This window comes from Pseudomonas sp. AD21, assembly GCF_002878485.1.
Lineage (GTDB): Bacteria > Pseudomonadota > Gammaproteobacteria > Pseudomonadales > Pseudomonadaceae > Aquipseudomonas.
Window position 1 is genome coordinate 13,550 of sequence record NZ_NQYG01000055.1, and the last position, 23,185, is coordinate 36,734.

The 23,185-nt window shown below is 61.1% G+C and carries 19 protein-coding genes, 1 tRNA gene and 1 pseudogene; 15 read left to right on the forward strand and 6 right to left on the reverse strand.

The genetic code is table 11. From position 1 onward, the window contains the following. Window positions 1-178 precede the first annotated feature (178 nt). Window positions 179-1,210 carry a small ribosomal subunit biogenesis GTPase RsgA gene (gene rsgA, locus PseAD21_RS23540; protein ID WP_025110158.1) on the reverse strand — a complete coding sequence of 344 codons (1,032 nt, stop codon included), beginning with the start codon at window positions 1,208-1,210 and terminating at the stop codon, window positions 179-181. A gap of 107 nt (window positions 1,211-1,317) precedes the next feature. Between rsgA and orn the strand changes: the two genes are divergently transcribed. The 3 genes and pseudogenes from orn to PseAD21_RS23555 all read left to right on the forward strand — a co-directional run bounded on the left by orn (window position 1,318) and on the right by PseAD21_RS23555 (window position 3,875). Further along, window positions 1,318-1,860 (forward strand): oligoribonuclease, encoded by a 543-nt coding sequence (gene orn, locus PseAD21_RS23545; protein ID WP_025110157.1) that lies wholly within the window; start codon window positions 1,318-1,320, stop codon window positions 1,858-1,860. 203 nt (window positions 1,861-2,063) lie between these two features. Next, a complete protein-coding gene (locus PseAD21_RS23550; RefSeq protein WP_003221099.1) occupies window positions 2,064-2,675 on the forward strand; it encodes a trimeric intracellular cation channel family protein in 612 nt (203 codons plus the stop codon). A 154-nt stretch (window positions 2,676-2,829) separates the two neighbouring features. Next, window positions 2,830-3,875: pseudogene (locus tag PseAD21_RS23555) on the forward strand (Fic family protein). 2 nt (window positions 3,876-3,877) lie between these two features. Here the strand turns inward: PseAD21_RS23555 and queG are convergent. Beyond that, the gene (queG, locus tag PseAD21_RS23560; RefSeq protein ID WP_102358174.1) at window positions 3,878-4,948 is read right to left on the reverse strand and encodes a tRNA epoxyqueuosine(34) reductase QueG; all 1,071 of its coding nucleotides are present in this window, start codon (window positions 4,946-4,948) and stop codon (window positions 3,878-3,880) included. A 63-nt stretch (window positions 4,949-5,011) separates the two neighbouring features. Between queG and PseAD21_RS23565 the strand changes: the two genes are divergently transcribed. The 12 genes from PseAD21_RS23565 to PseAD21_RS23620 all read left to right on the forward strand — a co-directional run bounded on the left by PseAD21_RS23565 (window position 5,012) and on the right by PseAD21_RS23620 (window position 20,010). After that, window positions 5,012-6,511: an NAD(P)H-hydrate dehydratase gene (locus PseAD21_RS23565; protein WP_102358175.1), complete on the forward strand. Its 1,500-nt coding sequence runs from the start codon at window positions 5,012-5,014 to the stop codon at window positions 6,509-6,511. Further along, on the forward strand, window positions 6,499-6,969 hold the full coding sequence (tsaE, locus tag PseAD21_RS23570; RefSeq protein ID WP_102358177.1) for a tRNA (adenosine(37)-N6)-threonylcarbamoyltransferase complex ATPase subunit type 1 TsaE: 471 nt from the start codon (window positions 6,499-6,501) through the stop codon (window positions 6,967-6,969). The genes PseAD21_RS23565 and tsaE overlap by 13 nt, the downstream gene beginning before the upstream one ends. 51 nt (window positions 6,970-7,020) lie before the next feature. Further along, window positions 7,021-8,400 carry an N-acetylmuramoyl-L-alanine amidase gene (locus PseAD21_RS23575; protein ID WP_371859090.1) on the forward strand — a complete coding sequence of 460 codons (1,380 nt, stop codon included), beginning with the start codon at window positions 7,021-7,023 and terminating at the stop codon, window positions 8,398-8,400. Window positions 8,401-8,405: 5 nt separating this feature from the next. Further along, complete coding sequence (gene mutL / locus PseAD21_RS23580) at window positions 8,406-10,307, forward strand: DNA mismatch repair endonuclease MutL (protein ID WP_178082157.1); 1,902 nt, start codon at window positions 8,406-8,408, stop codon at window positions 10,305-10,307. Continuing rightward, window positions 10,307-11,278: a tRNA (adenosine(37)-N6)-dimethylallyltransferase MiaA gene (miaA, locus tag PseAD21_RS23585; RefSeq protein ID WP_102358181.1), complete on the forward strand. Its 972-nt coding sequence runs from the start codon at window positions 10,307-10,309 to the stop codon at window positions 11,276-11,278. The genes mutL and miaA overlap by 1 nt, the downstream gene beginning before the upstream one ends. Window positions 11,279-11,372: 94 nt before the next feature. Then, window positions 11,373-11,633 (forward strand): RNA chaperone Hfq, encoded by a 261-nt coding sequence (gene hfq, locus PseAD21_RS23590; protein WP_003221112.1) that lies wholly within the window; start codon window positions 11,373-11,375, stop codon window positions 11,631-11,633. Between the two features lie 12 nt (window positions 11,634-11,645). Further along, window positions 11,646-12,947: a ribosome rescue GTPase HflX gene (hflX, locus tag PseAD21_RS23595; protein ID WP_025110150.1), complete on the forward strand. Its 1,302-nt coding sequence runs from the start codon at window positions 11,646-11,648 to the stop codon at window positions 12,945-12,947. Between the two features lie 96 nt (window positions 12,948-13,043). Further along, window positions 13,044-14,222: an FtsH protease activity modulator HflK gene (gene hflK / locus PseAD21_RS23600; protein ID WP_102358183.1), complete on the forward strand. Its 1,179-nt coding sequence runs from the start codon at window positions 13,044-13,046 to the stop codon at window positions 14,220-14,222. Next, window positions 14,222-15,091 (forward strand): protease modulator HflC, encoded by an 870-nt coding sequence (hflC, locus tag PseAD21_RS23605; protein WP_102358184.1) that lies wholly within the window; start codon window positions 14,222-14,224, stop codon window positions 15,089-15,091. Before hflK ends, hflC begins: the two co-directional genes overlap by 1 nt. Before the next feature lie 313 nt (window positions 15,092-15,404). After that, window positions 15,405-16,592: an ATP phosphoribosyltransferase regulatory subunit gene (locus tag PseAD21_RS23610; protein WP_102358186.1), complete on the forward strand. Its 1,188-nt coding sequence runs from the start codon at window positions 15,405-15,407 to the stop codon at window positions 16,590-16,592. A 54-nt stretch (window positions 16,593-16,646) separates the two neighbouring features. Then, window positions 16,647-17,936: an adenylosuccinate synthase gene (locus PseAD21_RS23615; RefSeq protein WP_027921980.1), complete on the forward strand. Its 1,290-nt coding sequence runs from the start codon at window positions 16,647-16,649 to the stop codon at window positions 17,934-17,936. Between the two features lie 139 nt (window positions 17,937-18,075). Next, window positions 18,076-20,010 (forward strand): methyl-accepting chemotaxis protein, encoded by a 1,935-nt coding sequence (locus tag PseAD21_RS23620; protein WP_102358187.1) that lies wholly within the window; start codon window positions 18,076-18,078, stop codon window positions 20,008-20,010. Between the two features lie 91 nt (window positions 20,011-20,101). Here PseAD21_RS23620 and PseAD21_RS23625 read toward each other — a convergent pair whose 3' ends face one another. The 4 genes from PseAD21_RS23625 to PseAD21_RS23635 form a co-directional block, all read right to left on the reverse strand. Continuing rightward, complete coding sequence (locus tag PseAD21_RS23625; RefSeq protein ID WP_102358189.1) at window positions 20,102-21,667, reverse strand: iron ABC transporter permease; 1,566 nt, start codon at window positions 21,665-21,667, stop codon at window positions 20,102-20,104. Continuing rightward, window positions 21,667-22,677, reverse strand: a complete 1,011-nt coding sequence (locus PseAD21_RS23630) for an extracellular solute-binding protein (protein WP_102358190.1) — start codon at window positions 22,675-22,677, stop codon at window positions 21,667-21,669. The genes PseAD21_RS23625 and PseAD21_RS23630 overlap by 1 nt, the downstream gene beginning before the upstream one ends. Before the next feature lie 12 nt (window positions 22,678-22,689). After that, window positions 22,690-22,899, reverse strand: coding sequence for a hypothetical protein (locus PseAD21_RS29610; RefSeq protein ID WP_146011311.1), 210 nt, complete (start codon window positions 22,897-22,899; stop codon window positions 22,690-22,692). Continuing rightward, window positions 22,870-22,956, reverse strand: a tRNA-Leu gene (locus PseAD21_RS23635). The genes PseAD21_RS29610 and PseAD21_RS23635 overlap by 30 nt, the downstream gene beginning before the upstream one ends. Window positions 22,957-23,185: the final 229 nt, after the last annotated feature.

Consider the following 23,185-nt stretch of genomic DNA (forward strand, 5'->3'; position numbering starts at 1 on the left):
GACCCCAATCTAGGCATCTGGCGCGAGCCTACAAGGGCTGGGCGGTGAAAGAGAAATGTCCTGCAAGCAGGCGTGGGTGGGTCTGTCAGAAAGGTCTGATGTTTAATTGAATCGGGGAGGTGTCAGGCGCGATCCGACATCCGGCAGCCCTCGGGCGAGGTGCTGCCGGAGCGGATGTTTAGTAGCCGTTTTCCGGCAGGCTGGCGATGATCGAGCGGTAGCTGTTCATACGTTGCTGCTGCACGCGGCCATCTTCCAGGGCCTTGAGCAGTGCACAGCCCGGTTCGCGGTCGTGTTTGCAGTCGCGGAAGCGGCAGGTGCCGAGCAGATCATCGAACTCGATGAAACCGGCTTCGACGTCGGCGCGGCTGACGTGGCCCAGGCCGAACTCACGGATACCCGGGGAGTCGATCAGCTCACCGCCACCGGGGAAGTGGAACAGGCGCGCGGTGGTCGTCGTGTGCGTGCCCTGGCCGGACAGCTCGGACAACGGCCCGACGCGGGTTTCGACTTCCGGCAGCAGGCTGTTGACCAGCGACGACTTGCCGACACCGGACTGGCCGACGAACACACTGATGCGCCCGTCGAGCTGCTTCTGCAACTGCTCCATGCCGTTGCCGTGATGCGCCGAGACTTCCAGCACCGGATAACCCAGCGTGCGGTACACCGCCAGCAGCGCATTGAGCGCCGGAGCGTTTTGCTCGTCGATCAGGTCGAACTTGTTCAGCAGCAGCAACGGGCGGATGCCGGCGTGTTCGGCGGCGACCAGATAGCGGTCGATCAGGTTGGCGTGCGGCTCAGGCAGTGGCGCGAAGACGATGACGATCATGTCGACGTTGGCCGCTACGGGTTTGAGCTGACCACGGCTGTCCGGACGGCACAGTTCGGTGGTGCGCGGCAGTTGCGCGACGATCACCCCGATGCCCTGATTGCCGGCGCGCCAGACGACGGTGTCGCCGGTCACCAGTGCTGGCAGGTTGGCGCGCAAGTGGCAGCGGAACACCTGGCCGGCCTGATCGCCGTCAACAGCTTCGACCTCGACCTGCACACCGAAGTGGGCGATCACCAGGCCGGTTTGTTCCGGGCCCAGGTCGCCGCCCTCCAGGGCTTCGACCGCCGAGGACTCGCGTTTGGCGGCACGTGCGGCGCGCTCGCCCTGAATCTTTTCGATGCGCCAGTTTTGACGACGATTGAGTTGGCGTTTGGCCATGGGTGTTCCGTCTGAAGAATGCAGCGATTAGGTAAAACGGCAGCGAGTTTAGCACGCCCGGGCACCGGCCTAGGCTAAACTGCGCAGCATTGCCTAGGAGCCCGAATATGCAAAACCCGCAGAACCTGATCTGGATCGACTTGGAAATGACCGGTCTGGATCCGGAAAACGACGTCATCATCGAAATGGCCACCATCGTCACCGACAGCGACCTGAACACCTTGGCCGAAGGCCCGGTGATCGCCATTCACCACAGTGATGAAGTGCTCGCTCGCATGGACGAGTGGAACACCCGCACCCACGGCAACTCAGGCCTGACCCAGCGCGTGCGCGACAGCCGTATCAGCATGGCCGAAGCCGAGGCCGAAACCATCGCCTTCCTGGAAAAGTGGGTGCCGAAGGGCAAGTCGCCGATCTGCGGCAACAGCATCTGCCAGGACCGCCGCTTCCTTTATACGCACATGAAAGGGCTGGAAAGCTACTTCCACTACCGCAACCTCGACGTGTCGACGCTCAAGGAGCTGGCCGCGCGCTGGGCGCCGGACGTGCGCGACAGCTTCAAGAAGGGCAGCACCCACCTGGCGCTGGACGACATCCGCGAATCGATCGCCGAGCTGCAGCACTACCGCAAGCACTTCATCAAGTTCTGATTGAGCGGTGTCTGCACTGACGTCTTCGCGAGCAAGCCCGCTCCCACAATTTGGAATGCGTTGTCTGTGGGAGCGGGCTTGCTCGCGAAGAGGGCGTCAGAGTCACCGGAAGATTCAAGTCAGACATGCATCCCCGAGCGCGCCCCCTTCTGGTGCGGCGCTGAAATGGCTAGACTGCGCGCCTTCCTGCCAGGACCGCCGCCATGTTGCTGATGCTCTATCTGATCGCCATTACCGCTGAAGCCATGACTGGCGCGCTGTCTGCCGGACGGCGCGGCATGGACTGGTTCGGTGTGGTGCTGATCGCCTGCGTCACCGCGCTGGGTGGCGGTTCGGTGCGCGACGTGTTGCTCGGGCATTACCCGCTGACTTGGGTCAAACACCCGGAATACCTGGTGCTGACCTCGGCAGCAGCGATGCTCACCGTGTTCACCGCCCGCTGGATGCGTCACTTGCGTTCGCTGTTTCTGGTGCTTGATGCGGTCGGCCTGGTGGCCTTCACCCTGATCGGCTGCATGACCGCACTGGAAATGGGCCACGGCATGCTGGTGGCTTCGGTCAGCGGCGTGATCACCGGGGTGTTCGGCGGCATCCTGCGCGACATCTTCTGCAACGACATCCCGCTGATCTTCCGCCGTGAGCTGTACGCCAGCGTCTCGTTCGCGGCGGCGTGGTGCTACATGCTCTGCCTGTACCTGAATGTGCCGAGCGAGCAGGCAATCCTGATCACCTTGTTCGGCGGCTTCCTGTTACGGCTGCTGGCGATCCGGTTCCACTGGGAAATGCCCAAGTTCGTCTATAACGACGCACCTTGACGTCACGCTGGCGGGCGCGTGGAAATATTCTGTTGGGAATGTTGCATAGATGTCGCGCCTCTAAATAAGGTAAAAAATAAAGCCTAAAGGGGGTATTTTGTTCTGAAATACCCTATTTGAGTCTTTTTACCTCATTTAGAAGGCTGCCTGAATCATGCATTCACTCACCCCGGAATTTCTTGACGCCTTGCGCTTCGACGGTCTTCAGATTGCGACGCTTCGTGCATTGGGGGAGTTTCGGGGTAAGCAACAACTGTTCGTTGCTCAATCGCCGCAGGTCCTCCAGGGGCTTACGCAGATAGCCGTAATTGAATCCACGGAGTCATCTAACCGACTGGAGGGTGTAACTGTCGCGCCAGCGCGATTGAAGTCACTGATGAGCAAAAACGCTGACCCCAAAAGCCGATCCGAACAGGAAATTGCTGGCTATCGGGACGCTCTGTCACTCATCCATGAATCTGCCGATGGAATGCCATTTTCCGAAGGTGTTCTTAGACAGTTACATAGTCTTCTTTATCGCTATCTACCTCCGGATGGTGGTGAATGGAAGGCGATGAACAACGACATCATTGAGCGCCATGCCGATGGTTCATCGCGGATTCGCTTCCAACCTATTCCTGCTCATATGACCCCTGTTGCGGTGACTGAAACCCTGGCGTATTACCACCGGGCGCTGGCATTGAATCTAGCTGACCCTCTGGTTTTGGTGCCGCTTACGGTCCTCGACTTCCTTTGCATACACCCCTTCTCTGACGGCAATGGTCGCGTCGCTCGTCTGCTGACATTGCTGCTGCTCTATCAATTTGATTACAGAGTCGGGCGATTTATCAGTCTTGAACGGATATTCGAGGAGTCAAAGGAGGGCTATTACGCACGCTTGAGCTGAGTTCTCAGGGGTGGCACGAGGGTACGCATGATGTTCGGCCATGGATGGATTATTTTTGGGGGGCAATGCTTAGAGCGTACAAAGAGTTCGAGGAGCGAGTGGGCACGATAGAGAAGCGTCGAGGGGGTAAAAGCGATCGAATCAGAGACGAAGCCTTGAGGCGAGTCCTCCCTTTTTCCATCTCGGAAATTGAAGAGTCCTGTCCGGGAGTCAGTCGCGACACAGTGCGCCTGGTTTTACGATCACTGAAAGCAGAAGGGCTGATTGAGCCGACAGGTAAGGGGCGTACAGCCAAGTGGAGAAAACCGGCATAGCCTCAAGTACGGCGTTCGGCGTGTTGTTTCAGCGCCCACTCGACATGTTCACGCACCAGCTCTGACGGGTAGTCACGGCGCGCCTTCAAGGCTTCCAGCACCGGAATGCTCGACGGCGCATTGCCCAGGCCCACGGCCAGATTGCGCAACCAGCGCTCGTAACCGGCGCGGCGCAGCGGCGAGCCTTCGGTGCTGCTGAGAAACTTGTCCTCGTCCCACAGGAACAGTTCGGCCAGTTCGGCGTTGTCGAGGTTGTGTCGTGGCTTGAAGTCGCTTTCTCCGGAAGGTTTGGCGAAGCGGTTCCACGGGCAGACGATCTGGCAGTCGTCGCAGCCGAACACCCGGTTGCCGATCAACGGGCGCAGGTCTTCGGGGATCGCGTTTTTCAGTTCGATGGTCAGGTAAGAGATGCAGCGCCGGGCGTCCAGCACATACGGACCGACGAACGCGTTGGTCGGGCAGATGTCCAGGCACGCCGTGCAGCGGCCGCAATGTTCGGTGCTGTGTGGTTCGTCCACCGGTAGCGGCAGATCGACGAACAGTTCGCTCAAGAAGAAATAGCTGCCGGCCTTGCGGTTCAACACCAGAGTATTTTTGCCGATCCAGCCCAGTCCGGCCTGTTCGGCGATGGCTTTTTCCAGCACCGGGGCGCTGTCGACGAACGCGCGGAAACCGAACGGGCCGATCTCGGCCTGAATCTTGTCGGCCAGTTGTTGCACGCGTTTACGGATCAATTTGTGGTAATCGCGGCCCAAGGCATAACGCGAGACGTAGGCTTTTTCCGGTTGCGCGAGCATTTGTGCCATTTGCGTGTCGCCGGGCAGGTAGTCCATGCGTAGCGAAACCACGCGCAACGTGCCCGGCACCAGCTCTTCGGGATGCGAGCGTTTGCTGCCATGGGCACCCATGTAGTCCATTTCGCCGTGGTAGCCGGCGGCGAGCCAGCGCTCCAGGTGCTGCTCATGCTCGGCCAGGTCCAGACCGCTGATGCCGACTTGCTGAAAGCCCAGCTCGCGGCCCCAATCCTTGATCGATTGGGCGAGGGTGGGCAGATCTGTGGTGATGGCGGACATGAGGCGAGAGAAACCGGAGCTGAGGTGCGTATAATTCTGCCAGACATCGGAGCCCGAAGACGCATGCCGCACACGAAAGATGAATTACCCGACGCGCTGTACGCTGCCGCCCAGGTGCGTGCACTCGACGCGCGGCTGATTGCCGCCGGCACGCCGGGCTTCGAATTGATGCAGCGCGCAGCGTATGCGTGCTGGCGCGCGCTGGTGCGGCGCTGGCCTGCAGCGACTGAGCTGACCGTGCTCGCCGGGCATGGCAACAACGCCGGTGACGGCTATTTGCTGGCCGTGCTGGCGCAGCGCGCCGGTTGGGCGGTACGGGTGCTGGCGGTCGGTGAGCCGCAGCGTTTGCAGGGCGACGCGGCGCTGGCGCACGCCGAGGCGCTGGCCGAGGGTGTCGCGGTGCAGAGCTGGAGCGCCCAGACCGAGTTGCGTGGCGTTGTCCTTGATGCGCTGCTCGGCACTGGCTTGAGTGGCGAGGTGCGCGAGCCCTGTGCCGCGGCCATTGCTGCGATCAACGCCACTGGCCTGCCGGTGGTGGCGGTGGATATTCCTTCCGGATTGTGTGCCGACACCGGGCGAGTGCTGGGTCTCGCGGTGCGCGCAGACCTCACGGTGACTTTCATCGGTCTGAAGCTGGGGCTATTCACCGGTGACGCGGCAGATTGTGTCGGCGAACTGGTGTTCAACGATCTGCAGGCCGGCGCTGAAACCTATGCTGATATTCCGCTCGCGGCTCGCCGGCTCAACGCGGCTAATCTGCCGCGTCTGCCCGCGAGGGCGCCGACCTCCCACAAGGGCCGCTTCGGTCATGTGCTGTTGATTGGCGGCGACCATGGCTTTGGTGGGGCGATCCTGCTCAGTACCGAAATCGCCTTGCGCAGCGGCGCGGGCATGGTGTCGTTGGCGACACGCCCGGAACATATCCCCGCTGCGCTGACCCGCGTACCGGAAGCCATGGCGCTGGGTACTTCATCGGCCAATCAGTTGATGGGTTTGCTGGAGAAAGTCTCGGTGCTGGTCGTCGGGCCGGGGCTGGGACAGGCGAGTTGGGGGCGGGCGTTATTGTCGGCCGCAGCGAATGCGGCGCTGCCACAGGTGTGGGACGCCGATGCATTGAATCTGCTGGCCGGCGGTATTGTCAGTCTGCCCAAGGATTGCGTGATCACCCCGCACCCGGGCGAGGCAGCGCGTCTGCTGGGGATCAGTACTGCCCAGGTGCAGGCCGATCGTCTGGCAGCAGCGCATGCGCTGAGCAAGAAATACTTGGCTGTTGTCGTGCTCAAAGGCGCCGGCAGCCTGATCGCCCATCCCGACGGTCGCCTGGCACTGTGTCATCAGGGCCATCCGGCCATGGCCACTGCGGGCCTTGGCGATGTACTCGCGGGGTTGACCGGCGCATTGCTGGTTCAGGGCATGGACGGCTTCGATGCCGCGTGCCTGGCAGTCTGGCTGCACGCCAATGCCGGCGCGCAACAAGGTAAATTCGGCCGTGGGCTGGCGGCCAGTGATCTGATTCCAGTCATTCGTCAGTTGTTGGAGGAGCATGCACCGTGTCTGAAGTAACCCTGTACCTGGCCGATGAACAGGCCATGAGCGACTTTGGCGCACGGATTGCCCACGTTACCCAGGGCCATGGCCTGATTTTTCTCGAAGGTAACCTGGGCATGGGCAAGACCACCCTGTCGCGGGGCATCATTCGTGGTCTGGGGCATGTCGGCGCGGTGAAAAGTCCGACCTTCACCCTGGTCGAACCCTACGAGATCGGCGATGTACGCGCCTTCCACTTCGACCTGTATCGTCTGGTCGATCCAGAGGAACTGGAGTTTCTTGGCATCCGCGACTATTTCGAAGACGATGCTCTGTGTCTGATCGAGTGGCCCGATAAAGGTGCAGGCTTTTTGCCAAAGCCTGACCTGACCATTACCATTAGCCCGCAAGACAGCGGGCGTTCGCTGAAAATTTTATCCCAGGGTTCGCGCGGCGAGACCTGGTGTGCCGCTTTGGCATTGGAATCCAATTAAATGATGGGGTTAGGTATGCGCTTTCGCGCGTTGGTGGCTGCCGCAGGACTGATGTTGATGGCAGTGGCCGTCAGCGCTGTGGCCGACACAAAGGTCAACAGCGTGCGCCTGTGGCGGGCGCCGGATAACACGCGACTGGTCTTCGACCTGAGCGGCCCGGTGCAGCACAGCGTCTTCACCCTGACTGCACCGGATCGGCTGGTGATCGACATCAATGGCGCCACTTTGGGTGCGCCGCTGAAGGTATCGACTGCCAACACGCCGATCACCGCGATGCGCTCGGCCCAGCGCACGCCGACCGACCTGCGGGTGGTCATCGACCTGAAAAAAGCCGTTACCCCGAAAAGCTTCTCGCTGGCGCCGAACGCGCAATACGGCAACCGTCTGGTGGTCGACTTGTTCGACAACCCGGCCGATGCCGCTCCGCCGCCTGCGCCGACGCCACAAGTGGCGACGGTACCAGCGGTGCCGGTCACCCCTGCGGAACCTGCCATCAAGTTGCCGCCAGCCCCGGCCGGCAAACGCGACATCATTGTGGTGATCGACGCCGGCCACGGCGGCGAAGACCCGGGTGCATCCGGCTCACGCGGTCAGCGTGAAAAAGACGTGGTACTGCAGATCGCTCGTGAACTGCAGCGTCAGGTCAACGGCATGAAAGGTTTCCGCGCCGAGCTGACCCGTACCGGCGACTACTTCATCCCGTTGCGTGGCCGTACCGAAATCGCGCGCAAGAAGGGCGCGGACCTGTTCGTCTCGATCCACGCCGATGCCGCGCCGTCTGCTGCAGCCTTCGGTGCCTCGGTGTTTGCCTTGTCCGATCGCGGTGCCACGTCGGAGACCGCACGTTGGCTGGCCGACAGTGAAAACCGTTCCGACCTGATTGGCGGTGCCGGCAACGTCAGCCTCGACGACAAGGACCGCATGCTCGCCGGTGTACTGCTCGACCTGTCGATGACCGCGTCGCTGACCTCCAGCCTCAACGTCGGCCAGAAAGTCCTGACCAACATCGGGCGCGTGACGCCACTGCACAAGCAGCGTGTGGAGCAGGCCGGGTTCATGGTGCTGAAGTCGCCGGACATCCCATCGATCCTCGTTGAAACCGGATTTATCTCCAACGCCAACGAAGCGAACAAGCTCTCGGCCTCGAGCCACCAGCAGGCGCTGGCCCGTTCGATCAGCAGCGGCGTGCGCCAGTTCTTCCAGCAAAACCCGCCACCGGGCACTTACATTGCCTGGCTGCGTGACTCCGGCAAGATCGCCCAGGGCCCGCGTGATCACCGCGTGAGTCCGGGCGAGACGCTGGCGATGATTGCGGTGCGTTATCAGGTGTCGCCCGCGACCCTGCGCAGTGCCAACAATCTCAGCAGCGATGAGCTGAAAATCGGTCAGCACCTGACCATTCCTGGCACCGAACTGGCGTCCAAAGAATGAATCAGCTGTTGAACGCCGCACGCATCGAACTGCTCAGCCCACGGCTGGCGAACCAGATCGCCGCCGGTGAGGTGGTTGAACGTCCTGCGTCGGTGATCAAGGAGCTGCTGGAGAACAGCCTCGATTCCGGTGCCAGGCGCATCGATGTCGATGTCGAGCAGGGCGGCGTCAAGCTGCTGCGGGTGCGTGACGACGGTAGCGGCATTTCTGCTGACGACTTGCCGCTGGCGCTGGCCCGTCACGCCACCAGCAAGATCCGCAACCTCGAAGACCTCGAGCAGGTGATGAGCCTCGGTTTTCGCGGTGAAGCACTGGCGTCGATCAGCTCCGTGGCGCGCCTGACCCTGACCTCGCGCACCCGCGATGCCGATCAGGCCTGGCAGGTGGAGACCGAAGGCCGCGACATGGCGCCTCGTGTTCAGCCGGCGGCGCATCCGGTAGGTACATCGGTGGAAGTGCGCGACCTGTTCTTCAACACCCCGGCGCGACGCAAGTTTCTCAAGACCGAAAAAACCGAATTCGATCATCTGCAAGAAGTGATCAAGCGTCTGGCGCTCGCACGTTTCGACGTGGCTTTCCACCTGCGCCACAACGGCAAGACCATCCTCAGCCTGCACGAGGCCCACGATGATGCGGCCCGCGCCCGGCGTGTGGCGGCAATCTGCGGCTCGGGCTTCCTGGAGCAGGCGCTGCCGATCGAGATCGAGCGTAATGGCCTGCACCTGTGGGGCTGGGTCGGCTTGCCGACCTTCAACCGCAGTCAGGCGGATTTGCAGTATTTCTTTGTGAATGGCCGTGCGGTACGCGACAAACTGGTGGCCCACGCGGTGCGCCAGGCCTATCGCGACGTGCTGTTCAATGGTCGCCATCCGACCTTCGCGCTGTTTTTCGAGGTCGATCCGGCGGCGGTCGACGTCAACGTGCACCCGACCAAACACGAAGTGCGCTTCCGTGACGGGCGCATGGTGCATGACTTCCTTTATGGCACGCTGCATCGTGCGCTGGGCGATGTGCGCCCAGAGGATCAGTTGGCCGGTTCAGTGACGACTGCTGTCGTCCGGCCAACGGGCCTCGATGCCGGTGAGTTCGGCCCGCAGGGTGAAATGCGTCTGGCGGCCAACGCGCTGCTGGAGCAGCCGCAGGCGCAGCCGGCGTTCAACACCTCGTCTGGCGCGAGTGCCGGCGGCGCTTATCAGTATCAGTACACGCCGCGGCCACAATCCGCGGTGCCGCCAGCCGCCGAGGCGCAGGCTGCCTACCGCGAGTTTTTCGCGCCGCTGCCTGAGGCCAATGCCAACGCGCTGCCGGCCGGCCAGGAAGACATTCCGCCGCTCGGTTACGCGCTGGCGCAGCTCAAGGGCATCTACATCTTGTCCGAGAACGCCCTGGGGCTGGTGCTGGTGGACATGCACGCCGCTCACGAGCGGATCATGTATGAACGACTGAAGATTGCCATGGCCAGTGAAGGCCTGAGCGGCCAGCCATTGCTGGTGCCAGAGTCGCTGGCAGTCAGTCAGCGTGAAGCCGATTGCGCCGAAGAGCATGCAGCGTGGTTCCAGCGCCTGGGCTTCGAGCTGCAGCGTCTGGGCCCGGAAACCCTGGCGATCCGGCAGATTCCGGCGCTGCTCAAACAGGCCGAGGCCAACCGTCTGGTGGGTGATGTGCTGTCGGACCTGATGGAATACGGCACCAGCGACCGGATTCAGGCCCACCTGAACGAACTGCTCGGCACCATGGCCTGTCACGGCGCGATCCGCGCCAACCGGCGCCTGGCCTTGCCGGAAATGAACGGCCTGCTGCGTGACATGGAAAACACCGAGCGCAGCGGTCAATGCAATCATGGCCGACCGACCTGGACCCAATTGGGCCTGGACGATCTGGACAAACTGTTCCTGCGCGGTCGTTGATGAGCCAGCTTCCTCCAGCGATTTTCCTGATGGGCCCGACCGCTGCGGGCAAGACCGACCTGGCCATCGAGCTGACCAAGGTGCTGCCGTGCGAGCTGATCAGTGTCGATTCGGCGCTGGTCTATCGCGGCATGGACATTGGCACCGCCAAGCCATCGAAAGAACTGCTGGCCGAATTCCCGCATCGCCTGATCGACATTCTTGATCCGGCAGAGGCCTATTCCGCCGCCGATTTCCGCCGCGATGCCCTGCAAGCCATGGCTGAAATCACCGCGCGCGGGAAAATTCCGCTGCTGGTGGGCGGCACGATGCTCTATTACAAGGCATTGGTCGAAGGTCTGGCGGACATGCCGGCGGCGGATCCCGAGGTTCGCGCGCAGATCGAAGAAGAAGCTGCACGCCTTGGCTGGCAAGCCCTGCACGAGCAATTGGCGGTGATCGACCCGGAGTCAGCGGCGCGCATTCACCCCAATGATCCACAACGTCTGAGTCGTGCGCTGGAGGTTTATCGGGTCAGTGGTCAGAGCATGACCGCCCTGCGTCAGCAACAATCTGCGCAAAGTACTGAAGCAGCCGCTTCGGGACGGCAACAATTGCCCTATACTGTCGCGAACTTGGCCATTGCTCCGGCAAATCGCCAGGTACTGCACGAGCGCATTAAACAAAGATTCACAAATATGCTGGAACAGGGGTTCATCGACGAGGTCGTAGCCCTGCGTAAAAGAAGTGACCTGCATTCCGGGTTGCCGTCTATACGTGCGGTAGGCTACCGCCAAGTCTGGGACTACCTGGACGGCAAGCTGTCGTTAGCCGAAATGCAGGAACGCGGCATCATTGCCACGCGTCAATTGGCCAAGCGCCAGTTCACCTGGCTGCGCAGCTGGGATGATCTGCACTGGCTGGACAGTCTTGATTGCGACAATCTGCCACGCGCCTTGAAATACCTTGGGACCATCTCCATATTGAGCTGAGTCCTTGCAATTGCCGTCTATCCTTGGGGGTGTGGCGGCCAAAGCCATCTGAATTACCTATTTTTATTATTGAATCCTTAAAGGAGTGCGGCACATGTCAAAAGGGCATTCGCTACAAGACCCTTACTTGAATACTTTACGTAAAGAGAAAGTTGGGGTTTCCATCTACCTGGTCAACGGTATCAAACTGCAGGGCACGATCGAGTCGTTCGACCAGTTCGTTATCCTGCTGAAAAACACCGTGAGCCAGATGGTTTACAAACACGCTATCTCTACAGTCGTGCCAGTACGTCCAATTCGTCTGCCTAGCGCAACCGAATCCGATGCAGGTGACGCTGAGCCAGGTAACGCCTGATAGGAGTCTCCTTTGTTCTTTGAGCGCCACGGTGGTGGTGAGCGAGTGATCCTCGTTCACTTGGATGGTCAGGACCCTGAGGCGCGCGAAGATCCGCAGGAGTTTCAGGAATTGGCTAATTCGGCGGGCGCCGAGACCGTTGCGTTTTTTAACGTACCGCGTCATCGGCCAACCGCCAAATTCCTGATCGGCAGCGGCAAGGTCGAGGAACTGCGCGACCTGGTCAAGGCTGAAGAAGCCGATCTGGTGATTTTCAATCACATTCTCACGCCCAGTCAGGAACGTAACCTCGAACGTGTTTTCGAGTGTCGCGTGATCGACCGCACCGGCCTGATTCTCGATATTTTCGCCCAGCGCGCCCGTACCCATGAAGGCAAGCTCCAGGTAGAACTGGCCCAGCTTGACCACATGAGCACCCGCCTGGTTCGCGGCTGGACTCACCTTGAACGTCAGGGTGGCGGTATCGGCATGCGCGGTCCGGGTGAAACCCAGCTCGAAACCGACCGCCGTCTGCTGCGGGTTCGCCTGCGCCAGATCAAGGGCCGACTGGAAAAAGTACGCAGCCAGCGCGAGCAATCGCGACGCGGCCGCTCGCGTGCGGATATCCCTACCGTATCCCTGGTGGGTTATACCAACGCCGGCAAGTCCACGCTGTTCAATAACGTGACCAAGTCCGAGGTGTACGCGGCTGACCAGTTGTTCGCGACGCTGGACCCGACCTTGCGCCGTCTGGAACTGGACGACCTGGGGCCGATTGTTCTCGCGGACACCGTAGGTTTCATTCGCCACTTGCCGCACAAGCTGGTCGAGGCATTTCGGTCTACGCTCGAAGAGTCGAGCAACTCCGACCTGCTGTTGCACGTGATCGATGCGGCCGAGCCGGATCGCATGTTGCAGATCGAGCAGGTGATGGTGGTGCTGGGGGAGATCGGGGCTCAGGACTTGCCGATCCTGGAGGTATACAACAAACTCGATTTGCTTGAAGGCGTTGAGCCACAGATCCAGCGCGATGCCGATGGCAAGCCGCAACGGGTCTGGTTGTCGGCGCGTGATGGCACGGGTCTGGAATTGCTTGAACAAGCCATTGCCGAGTTGCTGGGCAGTGATTTGTTCGTGGGGACATTGCGCTTGCCGCAACGGTTCGCTCGACTGCGTGCGCAGTTCTTCGAACTCGGTGCGGTGCAGAAAGAAGAGCACGACGAAGAAGGCATCTGCCTGCTGGCCGTTCGTTTGCCCCGGGTCGAGTTGAATCGACTGGTAAGCCGCGAAGGATTGCAGCCGATGGAATTCATCGAGCAACACACTTTGCAATAAAAGCCTGGCAAAGCGGTTGTGCCGCAACGGCAGGCATTCTGTAGCATTGGTCGGCGCGCCGTGGGTGCGTCTTTGCTTTATCAGATGGAGAGCGCTATGGCTTGGAATGAGCCGGGTGGCAACTCGAATAATCAGGATCCTTGGGGTGGCAAGCGCCGCAATAACGGCGACCGCAAGGGGCCACCGGATCTCGACGAGGCCTTCCGAAAGCTGCAGGAAAGCCTGAACGGGTTGTTCGGTGGTGGTAAGAAACGCGGTGGTGATGACGGCGGTGGTTCGGGCAGGAGTGGTGGCGGCTTCGGCGGTCTGCTCGGCATCGGCCTCGTGGTGCTGGCGGCTGTCTGGCTGTACAGCGCGGTCTATGTAGTCGACGAGCAGGAGCAAGCCGTGGTGCTGCGCTTCGGCAAGTACTACGAGACAGTCGGCCCGGGCCTGAACATCTATTTCCCGCCGATCGACAAGAAGTACATGGAAAACGTCACGCGTGAGCGTGCGTACACCAAGCAGGGCCAGATGCTGACCGAAGACGAGAACATCGTCGAAGTGCCGCTGACCGTGCAGTACAAGATCACCAACCTGCAGGATTTCGTGCTGAACGTCGATCAGCCGGAAATCAGCCTGCAGCATGCGACCGACAGCGCCCTGCGCCACGTGGTGGGTTCGACCGCCATGGACCAGGTGCTGACCGAAGGTCGTGAATTGATGGCCAGCGAAATCAAGGAGCGTCTGCAACGCTTCCTCGATACCTATCGCACCGGTATCACCGTCACCCAGGTCAACGTACAGAACGCGGCAGCCCCGCGTGAAGTGCAGGAAGCCTTTGACGACGTGATCCGTGCCCGTGAAGACGAGCAGCGTTCGCGCAACCAGGCTGAAACCTACGCCAACGGCGTCGTGCCGGAAGCCCGTGGTCAGGCTCAGCGCATCCTCGAAGATGCCAATGGTTACCGTGACGAAACGATCTCGCGCGCCAAGGGTGAGGCCGACCGCTTCACCAAACTGGTTGCCGAGTATCGCAAGGCACCTGAAGTCACCCGCCAGCGTCTGTATCTGGACACCATGCAGGAAGTCTTCAGCAATACCAGCAAGGTACTCGTGACCGGCAACAAGAACGGCCAGAGCAACCTGCTTTACCTGCCGTTGGACAAGATGATTCAGAACAGCTCGGGTGGCAGCAATGCACCGGTGACCGGTTCGGCCGCTGCCAGCAACAACTCGGACGTCGCGCCGCATGTCACTGACTTGCCGCAGACACGCACAAGGGAGACCCGCTGATGAGCAATAAATCGCTGATCGCCCTGATTGTTGGCGTCGTTGTGCTTCTGGTTGGCTGGAACTGCTTCTACATCGTGGCTCAGACCGAGCGCGCGGTGTTGCTGCAGTTCGGTCGTGTGGTTCAGGCTGATGTTCAGCCGGGTCTGCATGTGAAGGTTCCTTACGTTAACCAGGTGCGTAAATTTGACGCACGTCTGATGACGCTGGACGCACCGACACAGCGTTTCCTGACCCTGGAAAAGAAAGCCGTGATGGTCGATGCCTACGCCAAGTGGCGGGTGAAAGATGCCGAGCGCTTCTACACCGCGACCTCCGGCCTCAAGCAGATTGCCGATGAGCGTCTGTCCCGTCGCCTGGAATCGGGCCTGCGTGACCAGTTCGGCAAGCGCACCCTGCACGAAGTGGTGTCGGGTGAGCGTGATGCGCTGATGGCTGACATCACCGCGTCGCTGAACTCGATGGCGGAAAAAGAGCTGGGTATCGAAGTGGTCGATGTCCGGGTCAAGGCCATCGATCTGCCGAAGGAAGTGAACCGCAGCGTGTTCGAGCGTATGAGCACCGAGCGTGAGCGTGAAGCTCGCGAGCACCGCGCCAAGGGTAACGAGCTGGCCGAAGGCATCCGTGCCGACGCCGATCGTCAACGCCGCGTACTGCTGGCTGAAGCCTATCGTGAATCCGAAGAGGTTCGCGGTGACGGTGATGCCCAGGCTGCTGCGATCTACTCCAAGGCCTACGGTCAGGATCAGGAGTTCTACGGTTTCTACCGTAGCCTGCGTGCCTACCGTGAAAGCTTCGCGAACAAATCCGACGTCATGGTTCTCGACCCAAGCAGCGACTTCTTCCGTTATCTGGAAAAGTCCAAGCCTTGATGCAACGTTGACCTGAATCGCTCCGCCCGGCGGCTAAAACCTCGGGCGGGGTGATCCTTTGGGAAAACGTGTGTATGATGCGGCAGCCGGGAAATTCCCGGCTTTTTTGCGTCTGCACGTTTGATTGCTGTTTTTTGTTGCAGGCATCGGGTTGAATGGCCCGAGAGATTTTCGAGGAAAGTGATGGGCGAAGCCGGTAACAGGCCTTTCGCCGCGTCGTTCATGCGCGTGCGTTTTGAACGGGTCGGTCATTTTCTGCTTCACTCAAGGCTCGCCCGCAGGCTGGCCGCCCGGATCAAAGGGGAATGGCGTAATGGCAACGGTAGACCGCTGGCTGCTGCCAGATGGCATCGAAGAAGTACTGCCACCGGAAGCGGCGCGCATTGAAGTCGCGCGTCGTCAGGTGTTGGATCTGTTCCAGAGCTGGGGTTACGAGTTTGTCGTGACTCCCCATATCGAGTACCTGGAATCCCTGCTGACCGGTGCGGGCCAGGATCTGGATCTGCGTACCTTCAAGGTCATCGACCCGCAATCGGGCCGGCAGATGGGGTTCCGTGCCGACATCACGCCGCAAGTGGCGCGCATTGATGCGCACACCCTGCGTCGCGAAGGCCCGAGCCGTCTGTGCTACGCCGGCAGCGTACTGCATGCCCAGCCGCGTGCACTGTCGTCCTCGCGCAGCCCGATCCAGTTGGGCGCCGAGTTGTACGGCGACGCCAGCCCGAGCAGCGACGTTGAAGTGATCAGCCTGATGCTGGCCATGCTGCAACTGGCCGATGTGCCGGATGTGCACATGGACCTCGGTCATGTCGGCATCTACCGTGGTCTGGCGCGTGCTGCCGGTCTGTCGGGTGAAGTCGAGCAGCAGTTGTTCGACGCGTTGCAACGCAAGGCCATCGACGAGGTCATTACCTTGACCGAAGGCCTGCCGGCGGATTTGTCCGGCATGCTGCGGGCGCTGGTCGACCTGTGTGGCGGACGTGAAGTGCTGGCCGCCGCCCGTGAGCGTCTGGCCAATGCGCCGGCGCCAGTGCTGGCTGCGCTGGAAGACTTGCTGGCGATCGCCGAGCGTCTGTCGGCGCGTTTCCCGGATCTGCCGCTGTACTTCGATCTGGGTGAGTTGCGCGGCTACCACTACCACACCGGTGTGGTGTTTGCGGTGTTCGTACCGGGCGTGGGTCAGTCCATCGCTCAGGGCGGTCGTTATGATGATATTGGTGCCGACTTCGGTCGTGCCCGTCCGGCGACCGGCTTCTCTACCGATTTGAAAACCCTGGTGACCCTGGGGCGTGCTGAGATCGAGCTACCGTCTGGCGGTATCTGGATGCCTGACAGTACGGATGCGGCACTCTGGCAGCAGGTTTGCCAGTTGCGCAGTGAGGGTCAGCGTGTCGTTCAGGCGTTGCCTGGACAACCTTTGGCCGCCGCCCGTGATGCGGACTGCGACCGGCAATTGATTCAGCAGAACGGGCTTTGGCAAGTATCGCCACTGGCTTCTTGAGTTTTCCTGCCGGCCAACGCCGGCACCAAGTTTGCGCGAATGAGGACAAGTGTTATGGGTAAGAATGTCGTAGTCCTGGGCACCCAATGGGGTGATGAGGGCAAAGGCAAGATCGTTGATCTGCTGACCGAACATGCTGCCGCCGTAGTGCGCTACCAAGGTGGCCACAACGCTGGCCACACCCTGGTGATCGACGGCGAAAAAACCGTCTTGCACCTGATCCCGTCGGGCGTGCTGCGCGAAGGCGTGCAGTGCCTGATCGGCAACGGCGTGGTGGTTGCACCTGACGCCCTGCTGCGCGAGATCACCAAGCTGGAAGAGAAAGGCGTACCGGTGCGCGAGCGCCTGCGTATCAGCCCTTCCTGCCCGCTGATCCTGTCCTTCCACGTGGCGCTGGACCAGGCCCGTGAAAAGGCCCGTGGCGAGCTGAAGATCGGTACGACCGGTCGCGGCATCGGCCCGGCGTACGAAGACAAGGTTGCACGTCGCGGCCTGCGCGTTGGCGACCTGCTTAACATGCCGCGCTTCGAAGACAAGCTGCGTGAACTGGTGGACTACCACAACTTCATGCTGGTGGGTTACTACAAAGAGCCTGCCATCGAGTTCGAGAAGACTCTGGCCGAGTGCAAGGAATACGCTGAGCTGCTCAAGCCGTTGATGCTGGACGTGACCGCCGAGCTGCACGACCTGCGTCGCGCCGGCAAAGACATCATGTTCGAAGGCGCTCAGGGTTCGTTGCTCGACATCGACCACGGCACCTACCCGTACGTGACCAGTTCCAACACCACCGCCGGTGGCGTGGCGACCGGTTCGGGCGTTGGCCCGATGTTCCTGGACTACATCCTGGGCATCACCAAGGCTTACACCACCCGCGTAGGTTCGGGCCCGTTCCCGACTGAGCTGTTCGACGAAGTGGGCGCGCACCTGGCCAAGCAAGGTCACGAGTTCGGCGCTACCACTGGCCGTGCCCGTCGTTGCGGCTGGTTCGACGCCGTTATCCTGCGTCGCGCTATCGATGTGAACAGCATCTCGGGCATCTGCCTGACCAAGCTGGACGTACTCGACGGACTGGAAACCATCAACATCTGCGTCGGCTACAAAGATGCGCAAGGCAACGCCGTTGCGCCGACTGACGCTGACAGCTACGTCGGCCTGCAGCCTGTGTACGAAGAAGTACCGGGCTGGACCGAATCGACCGTGGGCGCCAAGACCCTGGAAGAGCTGCCGGCTAACGCTCGTGCCTACATCAAGCGTGTTGAAGAGTTGATCGGCGCGCCGATCGACATTATTTCGACAGGCCCGGATCGCAACGAAACCATCGTTCTGCGTCATCCGTTTGCTTGATAAGTTGTTGATGTAAAAAACAAAGGCCCCTTAATCGGGGCCTTTGTCGTTTATGCCGGCTGGACGGCATGACCTTTGCTGTAAATCTTCCTACAAGAGTGCCATCAAATTAATGGCGTCAGAAGTAGAGGGATTCACAGTGTCGGCCGTTCTCTCACTGTTACAAAGCCGTTTGTTGCGGCCCGTGTTCGTTACCCTTGGTATCGCTCTTTTGGTGCAAGTGCTGGTGGCGGTCGCCCTGACACGAAGCACGGTCACGGCGCTGGAAGCGGACCTTGGCACTCGTTTGGGTGTCGACAGCCAGAAGCTCTCGGGCGAGCTGGAGCAGGCCGGGCGTGAAGTCACGTCGAGCCTCGATAACCTGTCCTCAAGTACCCGCCAGCGCCTGACTGCCGGCCTGTCCGCACGCCTGAAGGACGAGCAGGCGCAACTGCGTACGACGCTGGAAAAGGACCTGAAGGACTCGGCCAATGACATGGCCCAATTGCTTGCCTCGGTGGCGCCGCGCGCCATGTGGGACAGTGACGTGCCAACTCTCTCCGAATTCGCCCGCCGGGCCCAGCGTAATCCCAACGTGTTGTTCGTGGTCTACGACGACGCCACCGGGCAGCACCTGACCCGCTACCTCAACCGCGAAAACCCGATCAACAAGGCCCTGCTGGAAAAAGGCCAGGGCGAACGTGCGCTGGACAAGGTGCTGGACGCGGCGAAGCACGATCCGTCGGTCTACTACCTCGAAGCCTCGATCAATCCCAATGGCGTGGAAATCGGCAAGGTACTGATGGGCGTTTCGACGGCCTCGGTGGAAACCGATCTGGCCGCGCTCGACCAGCGCTTTTCGGCGCTGATCGCCAGCAGTGATCAACTGGTAGGCGACAGCCTCAAGGGCGCCGCAGCGGACAGCGCCGCAGCGATGCAGGCGCGCCTGCAATCGGCGCAATCCACTGCTGCCGAGATGAAAGCCAACACCCGCAGCACCGTGCAGGACGCGGCCGCGACATTGCGCTGGCGCATCGGTATGGGCCTGGCGCTGGTCGGCTGTGGCGTGCTGCTGTTGCTGGCGGTGGTGCTGGGGCATCGAGTGGTCAATCGCCTGAAGATGCTCAATGCGGCGATGGATGACCTGGCGGCAGGCGAGGGTGACCTGACCAAGCGCGTGCAGATCAACAGCAAGGACGAGATCGGCGACATGGCGTCGGCGGTCAATCGCTTTGTGGATAAGTTGCAGCCAATCGTGCGCGAGGCGGGCGATGTGGCCCAGCGTACCGGCGTGGAAATCGGCGCCATGACCCTGCGCAATGCCGGCGCAGACGCGGCGGCCGGGATGCAGCGCGACGAGGTTGCTGAAAGCCTGCGAGCGCTGTCGCAAATGGCCGATGAGGCGCAATCGGAAAGCCACGCCATGCAGGCAGCATTAAAGCAGGTGGTGGACATTCGCCAGGCCACCGACGAAAACACCCGCACCTCGGCCAAGGTCGGCAGCCTGATCGAGGCGCTGGCCGGGCAGGTCGATACCGGGGCGAAAGTCATTGAGCGACTGGCGCAGCAAAGTGAACAGATTGAAGTGGTGCTGACGGTGATTCACGGGATCGCCGAGCAGACGAACCTGCTGGCGCTCAACGCGGCCATTGAAGCGGCACGGGCCGGCGAGACCGGGCGTGGCTTTGCGGTGGTGGCGGACGAAGTGCGCGCGTTGGCGAGCAAGACGCAAAGCTCAACTGGCGATATTCAGGCGCACATCGTCGCGTTGCAACAGGGCGCGCGTGAGGCGGTCGAGGCGATCGGTCAGGCCGGGCGTCAGGCCAGTGAAGGTTTGCTGGTGCTGCGTGACAGTGCGCGGCTGCAGCAGTCGGTGCAGGCCTCGGTCGAGCAGGTGCACGCGGCGATCGGCCTTGCGACGCAGGCGGCAGCGCATCAGGCGCAGGGCGCGCAAGCGGTACGCGGCCGGGTCGAGACGATTCATGCTCAGGCCGAGAAAGCGGCGCAGGCGGTGGTGGAGACCACGGCCAGTGGCAAGGTGCTGGATGGGTTGGCGGCGCAGCTGAAAGCTAGCCTGGGACAGTTCCGGGCTTGATGTTGTCTTGTCGGGCCCCATCGCGAGCAGGCTCACTCCTACAGGAGAAATGCAATCCTCTGTAGGAGTGAGCCTGCTCGCGAAGGCGATTTCAGCGACTCAGATACATCCGCGTTGTGAGCAGATAAACCGGCAACCCCGACGCCACAATCAACAACGCCGCATAAGGCGCCGCCGCCGCAAACTCGACATTCGCGGTATGCGCCCAGACCTCGGTCGCCAGTGTGTTGAGCCCGGTCGGGCTCAGCAGCAGCGTCGCCGTCAGTTCCTTCATTGCATCCAGAAACACCAGCGCAAACGCCGCGCCCAATGCCGGGAAGATGATCGGCAGGGTTACCCGGCAAAAGGCCGTGAACGACGAAGCGCCCAACGTACGCGCGGCCTCTTCCAGCTGTGGCGCCGCCTTGTTCAGTGCCGTGCGAATCGGCGCCTGCGCCAGTGGCAAAAACAGCAGCGCATAGGCAATCAACAGCAGCGCCGAAGTCTGGTACAGCGCCGGCACGTAATGCAGGGCGAAATACACCAGTGTCAGCGCAATCACCAGACCCGGCAGCGCATGCAGAAGATACGGCAAGCGCTCGGCCCAGATCGCCAGCTGGCCCTTATAGCGAACCACCAGCAGCCCTACCGGCACCGCCAGCAGCAAGCACAACGCCGCGCCACCCAGCGACAGGGCCAGCGACGACAGCAGGGCTTCAGTGATCGCGGCGACTGGGAACGCTGCTGACGAACCGACCGCCAGCCAATACGCGAGCATGCCCAGCGGAATCCCGCTGCCGACAATCGCCAGTAGCAGGCAATACAGCTGACCGATTGCGGTCCAAGGTCCGAGACGTACTTGTTCAGCCTGGCGCGCTGCGCCCTGGCCTGTGCGCACATGGCGGCCCTTGCCGCGTACGCGCAATTCCAGCCACAGCAGCATCAGGCACAGCGCGAGCAATACCGCCGAGAGCATCGCCGCGTTGGCGTTGCTGAACTCCAGTTCGAATTGCTGATAGATCGCTGTGGTGAAGGTTTGCAGGCCGATGATCGACAGCGCGCCGAATTCCACCAGCATGTGCAGGGCAATCAGCAGTGAACCCGCCAGCAGTGACGGCCAAAGCAAGGGCAGGGTGACGCGGGAAAACACGCCCCAGCGATTCTGCCCCAGGGTACGGGCGGACTCTTCAAGGGAGGGATCGAGGTTGCGCAGGGTCGCCGCGACTGGCAGAAAGATCAGCGGGTACTTCGACAGGCTCATCACCAGGATCGCCCCGCCGAGGCCTTCGAACTGCGCGCTCAACGAGACCCAGGTGAAGCTGCTGACGAACGCCGGCACGGCGAACGGCAGACACAGAATCACGCCCCACAGGCGCCGCCCCGGCAGATTGCTGCGCTCCAGCAGCCAGGCCAGCGACAGGCCGATCACGCCGCAGGTGAGCGTCACCCCCACCATCAGTGCCAAGGTGTTGCGCAGCAGGCCGAACACGTAAGGGCGCCACAGCAAGTGCAGCGCCTCGGCCCAGCCGGCCTGCCAGGCTTTCAGACCGACGTAGGCCAGCGGCAACAGGCTTAGCACCACCAGCAGCAATACCGGCAGCACCAGCCAGATCGACGGCCGCTTGCGCCGTGGCGCGTAACCCCCGCGCGGGGCGGGGGCGGATAACGATGCGGCCATCAGTTCAGGCCAACTTCGCGTTCCAGTTCCAGGGCTTCTTCGGCGTTGCCGAGGTCGGCCGGGGTGACATTCGGCGCTTGCAGTTCACTGAATGGCTTGAGCCCGCGATCCGAATCCATGCCTTTGTGCAGCGGGTATTCGGCGGTGGTCTGGGTGATCACGCGCTGACCTTCTTCGCTGGCCATGTAGGCAAGCAGTTGCTGGGCTTCTTTCGGGTGCTTGCTGGACTTCAGCACGGCAGCGCTGGACACAGTAATCAGCCCGCCGATGTCGCCGCCGGTGAAGTAATGCAGTTTCGAGTCGAGTTTGCCTTTTTCGCGCTGCAGGGCGAACCAGTAGTAGTTATTCACCAGTACCGTGGCGACTTCACCGTTTTCCACGGCTTTGAGTGCGACCATGTTGTTGCTGTAGGTCTTGCCGAAGGCGCGCAGCCCGGTCAACCATTCTTCGGCGGCGTCGCGACCGTGCACCTTGATGATTGCCACGGCCTGTTCCTGGAATGCGCCGCTGGTTGGCACGAAACCGACCTTGCCTTGCCATTTCGGATCGGAGAAACCGAGTACCGATTTCGGCAGATCCTTTTCATCGATCAGCTTCGGGTTGTAGGCGACCACGCGAACCCGCGCGGTGACGCCGATCCAGGTGCCGTTGCCGGCGACATACTCTTTCGGCAATACGGCCAGCGTGGCGTCATCGGTCTTGGCCAGCAAGCCTTGTTCGCCAAGGTTGTTCAGTGGCGGGGATTCTTCGGTGTAGATCACATCGGCGGGGGAGCGGTCGCCTTCTTCGATCACCTGGCTGGCGAGCTGATTGCTGCTGCCTTTGCGCACATTGACGTGAATACCGGTCTTGGCCTCGAAGGCTTTGGCGATCGCATCGCCGACTTCCTTGTGTTGACCGTTGTAGAGGGTCAGGGCAGTTGTGTCGGCTGCCTGGGTGAGGGGAGTGGCGAGTGCCAGGCCGAGCAGGGTGTAGGTCAAGCCTCGGCGCAGGGTATTTCGAAACGTCATTCGCAGGGTTCCTCACTGTCGCATTGCAAAAACTTGCAACAATGATAAACGATATTGTTTCTCAGATGCGCTTTGTGGGAAGGGCAGATGTTTGTCAGGACGGGTGCTATTGGTTTTTTCAAGCGCCAGAAACGCAAAAACCCGCTTTCGCGGGTTTTTGTGAAACTCAAGGTCGTAGCCTTGAGTTTGAATTGGTGCCCAGAAGAAGACTCGAACTTCCACGACCGTAAGGTCACCAGCACCTGAAGCTGGCGTGTCTACCAATTTCACCATCTGGGCATTCATCGCGAGCGTTGCCGCTGTTGATGTGGCGCACTATACGGAGCGCTTTTTGATCTGTAAACCCCTGATTTAATTTTAATTAATCGGTTTTAACAAATCCGTTCCCTGGAATGCAAAAAACCCGCTTTCGCGGGTTTTTGTGTGAGCCTTGAAACTGATCTAGTCTCAAACTCGAAATTGGTGCCCAGGAGAAGACTCGAACTTCCACGACCGTAAGGTCACCAGC

What these genes read in the sequence shown, in the direction of transcription:
- hflK (WP_102358183.1), top strand. Translation starts at nt 13,044, where the DNA reads ATGGCTTGGAATGAGCCGGGTGGCAACTCGAATAATCAGGATCCTTGG.
- miaA (WP_102358181.1), top strand. Translation starts at nt 10,307, where the DNA reads ATGAGCCAGCTTCCTCCAGCGATTTTCCTGATGGGCCCGACCGCTGCG.
- PseAD21_RS23550 (WP_003221099.1), top strand. Translation starts at nt 2,064, where the DNA reads ATGTTGCTGATGCTCTATCTGATCGCCATTACCGCTGAAGCCATGACT.
- queG (WP_102358174.1), bottom strand. Translation starts at nt 4,948, where the DNA reads ATGTCCGCCATCACCACAGATCTGCCCACCCTCGCCCAATCGATCAAG.
- PseAD21_RS23575 (WP_371859090.1), top strand. Translation starts at nt 7,021, where the DNA reads ATGTTGATGGCAGTGGCCGTCAGCGCTGTGGCCGACACAAAGGTCAAC.
- rsgA (WP_025110158.1), bottom strand. Translation starts at nt 1,210, where the DNA reads ATGGCCAAACGCCAACTCAATCGTCGTCAAAACTGGCGCATCGAAAAG.
- PseAD21_RS23615 (WP_027921980.1), top strand. Translation starts at nt 16,647, where the DNA reads ATGGGTAAGAATGTCGTAGTCCTGGGCACCCAATGGGGTGATGAGGGC.
- hfq (WP_003221112.1), top strand. Translation starts at nt 11,373, where the DNA reads ATGTCAAAAGGGCATTCGCTACAAGACCCTTACTTGAATACTTTACGT.
- PseAD21_RS23610 (WP_102358186.1), top strand. Translation starts at nt 15,405, where the DNA reads ATGGCAACGGTAGACCGCTGGCTGCTGCCAGATGGCATCGAAGAAGTA.
- orn (WP_025110157.1), top strand. Translation starts at nt 1,318, where the DNA reads ATGCAAAACCCGCAGAACCTGATCTGGATCGACTTGGAAATGACCGGT.
- PseAD21_RS23565 (WP_102358175.1), top strand. Translation starts at nt 5,012, where the DNA reads ATGCCGCACACGAAAGATGAATTACCCGACGCGCTGTACGCTGCCGCC.
- PseAD21_RS23630 (WP_102358190.1), bottom strand. Translation starts at nt 22,677, where the DNA reads ATGACGTTTCGAAATACCCTGCGCCGAGGCTTGACCTACACCCTGCTC.
- hflC (WP_102358184.1), top strand. Translation starts at nt 14,222, where the DNA reads ATGAGCAATAAATCGCTGATCGCCCTGATTGTTGGCGTCGTTGTGCTT.
- PseAD21_RS23625 (WP_102358189.1), bottom strand. Translation starts at nt 21,667, where the DNA reads ATGGCCGCATCGTTATCCGCCCCCGCCCCGCGCGGGGGTTACGCGCCA.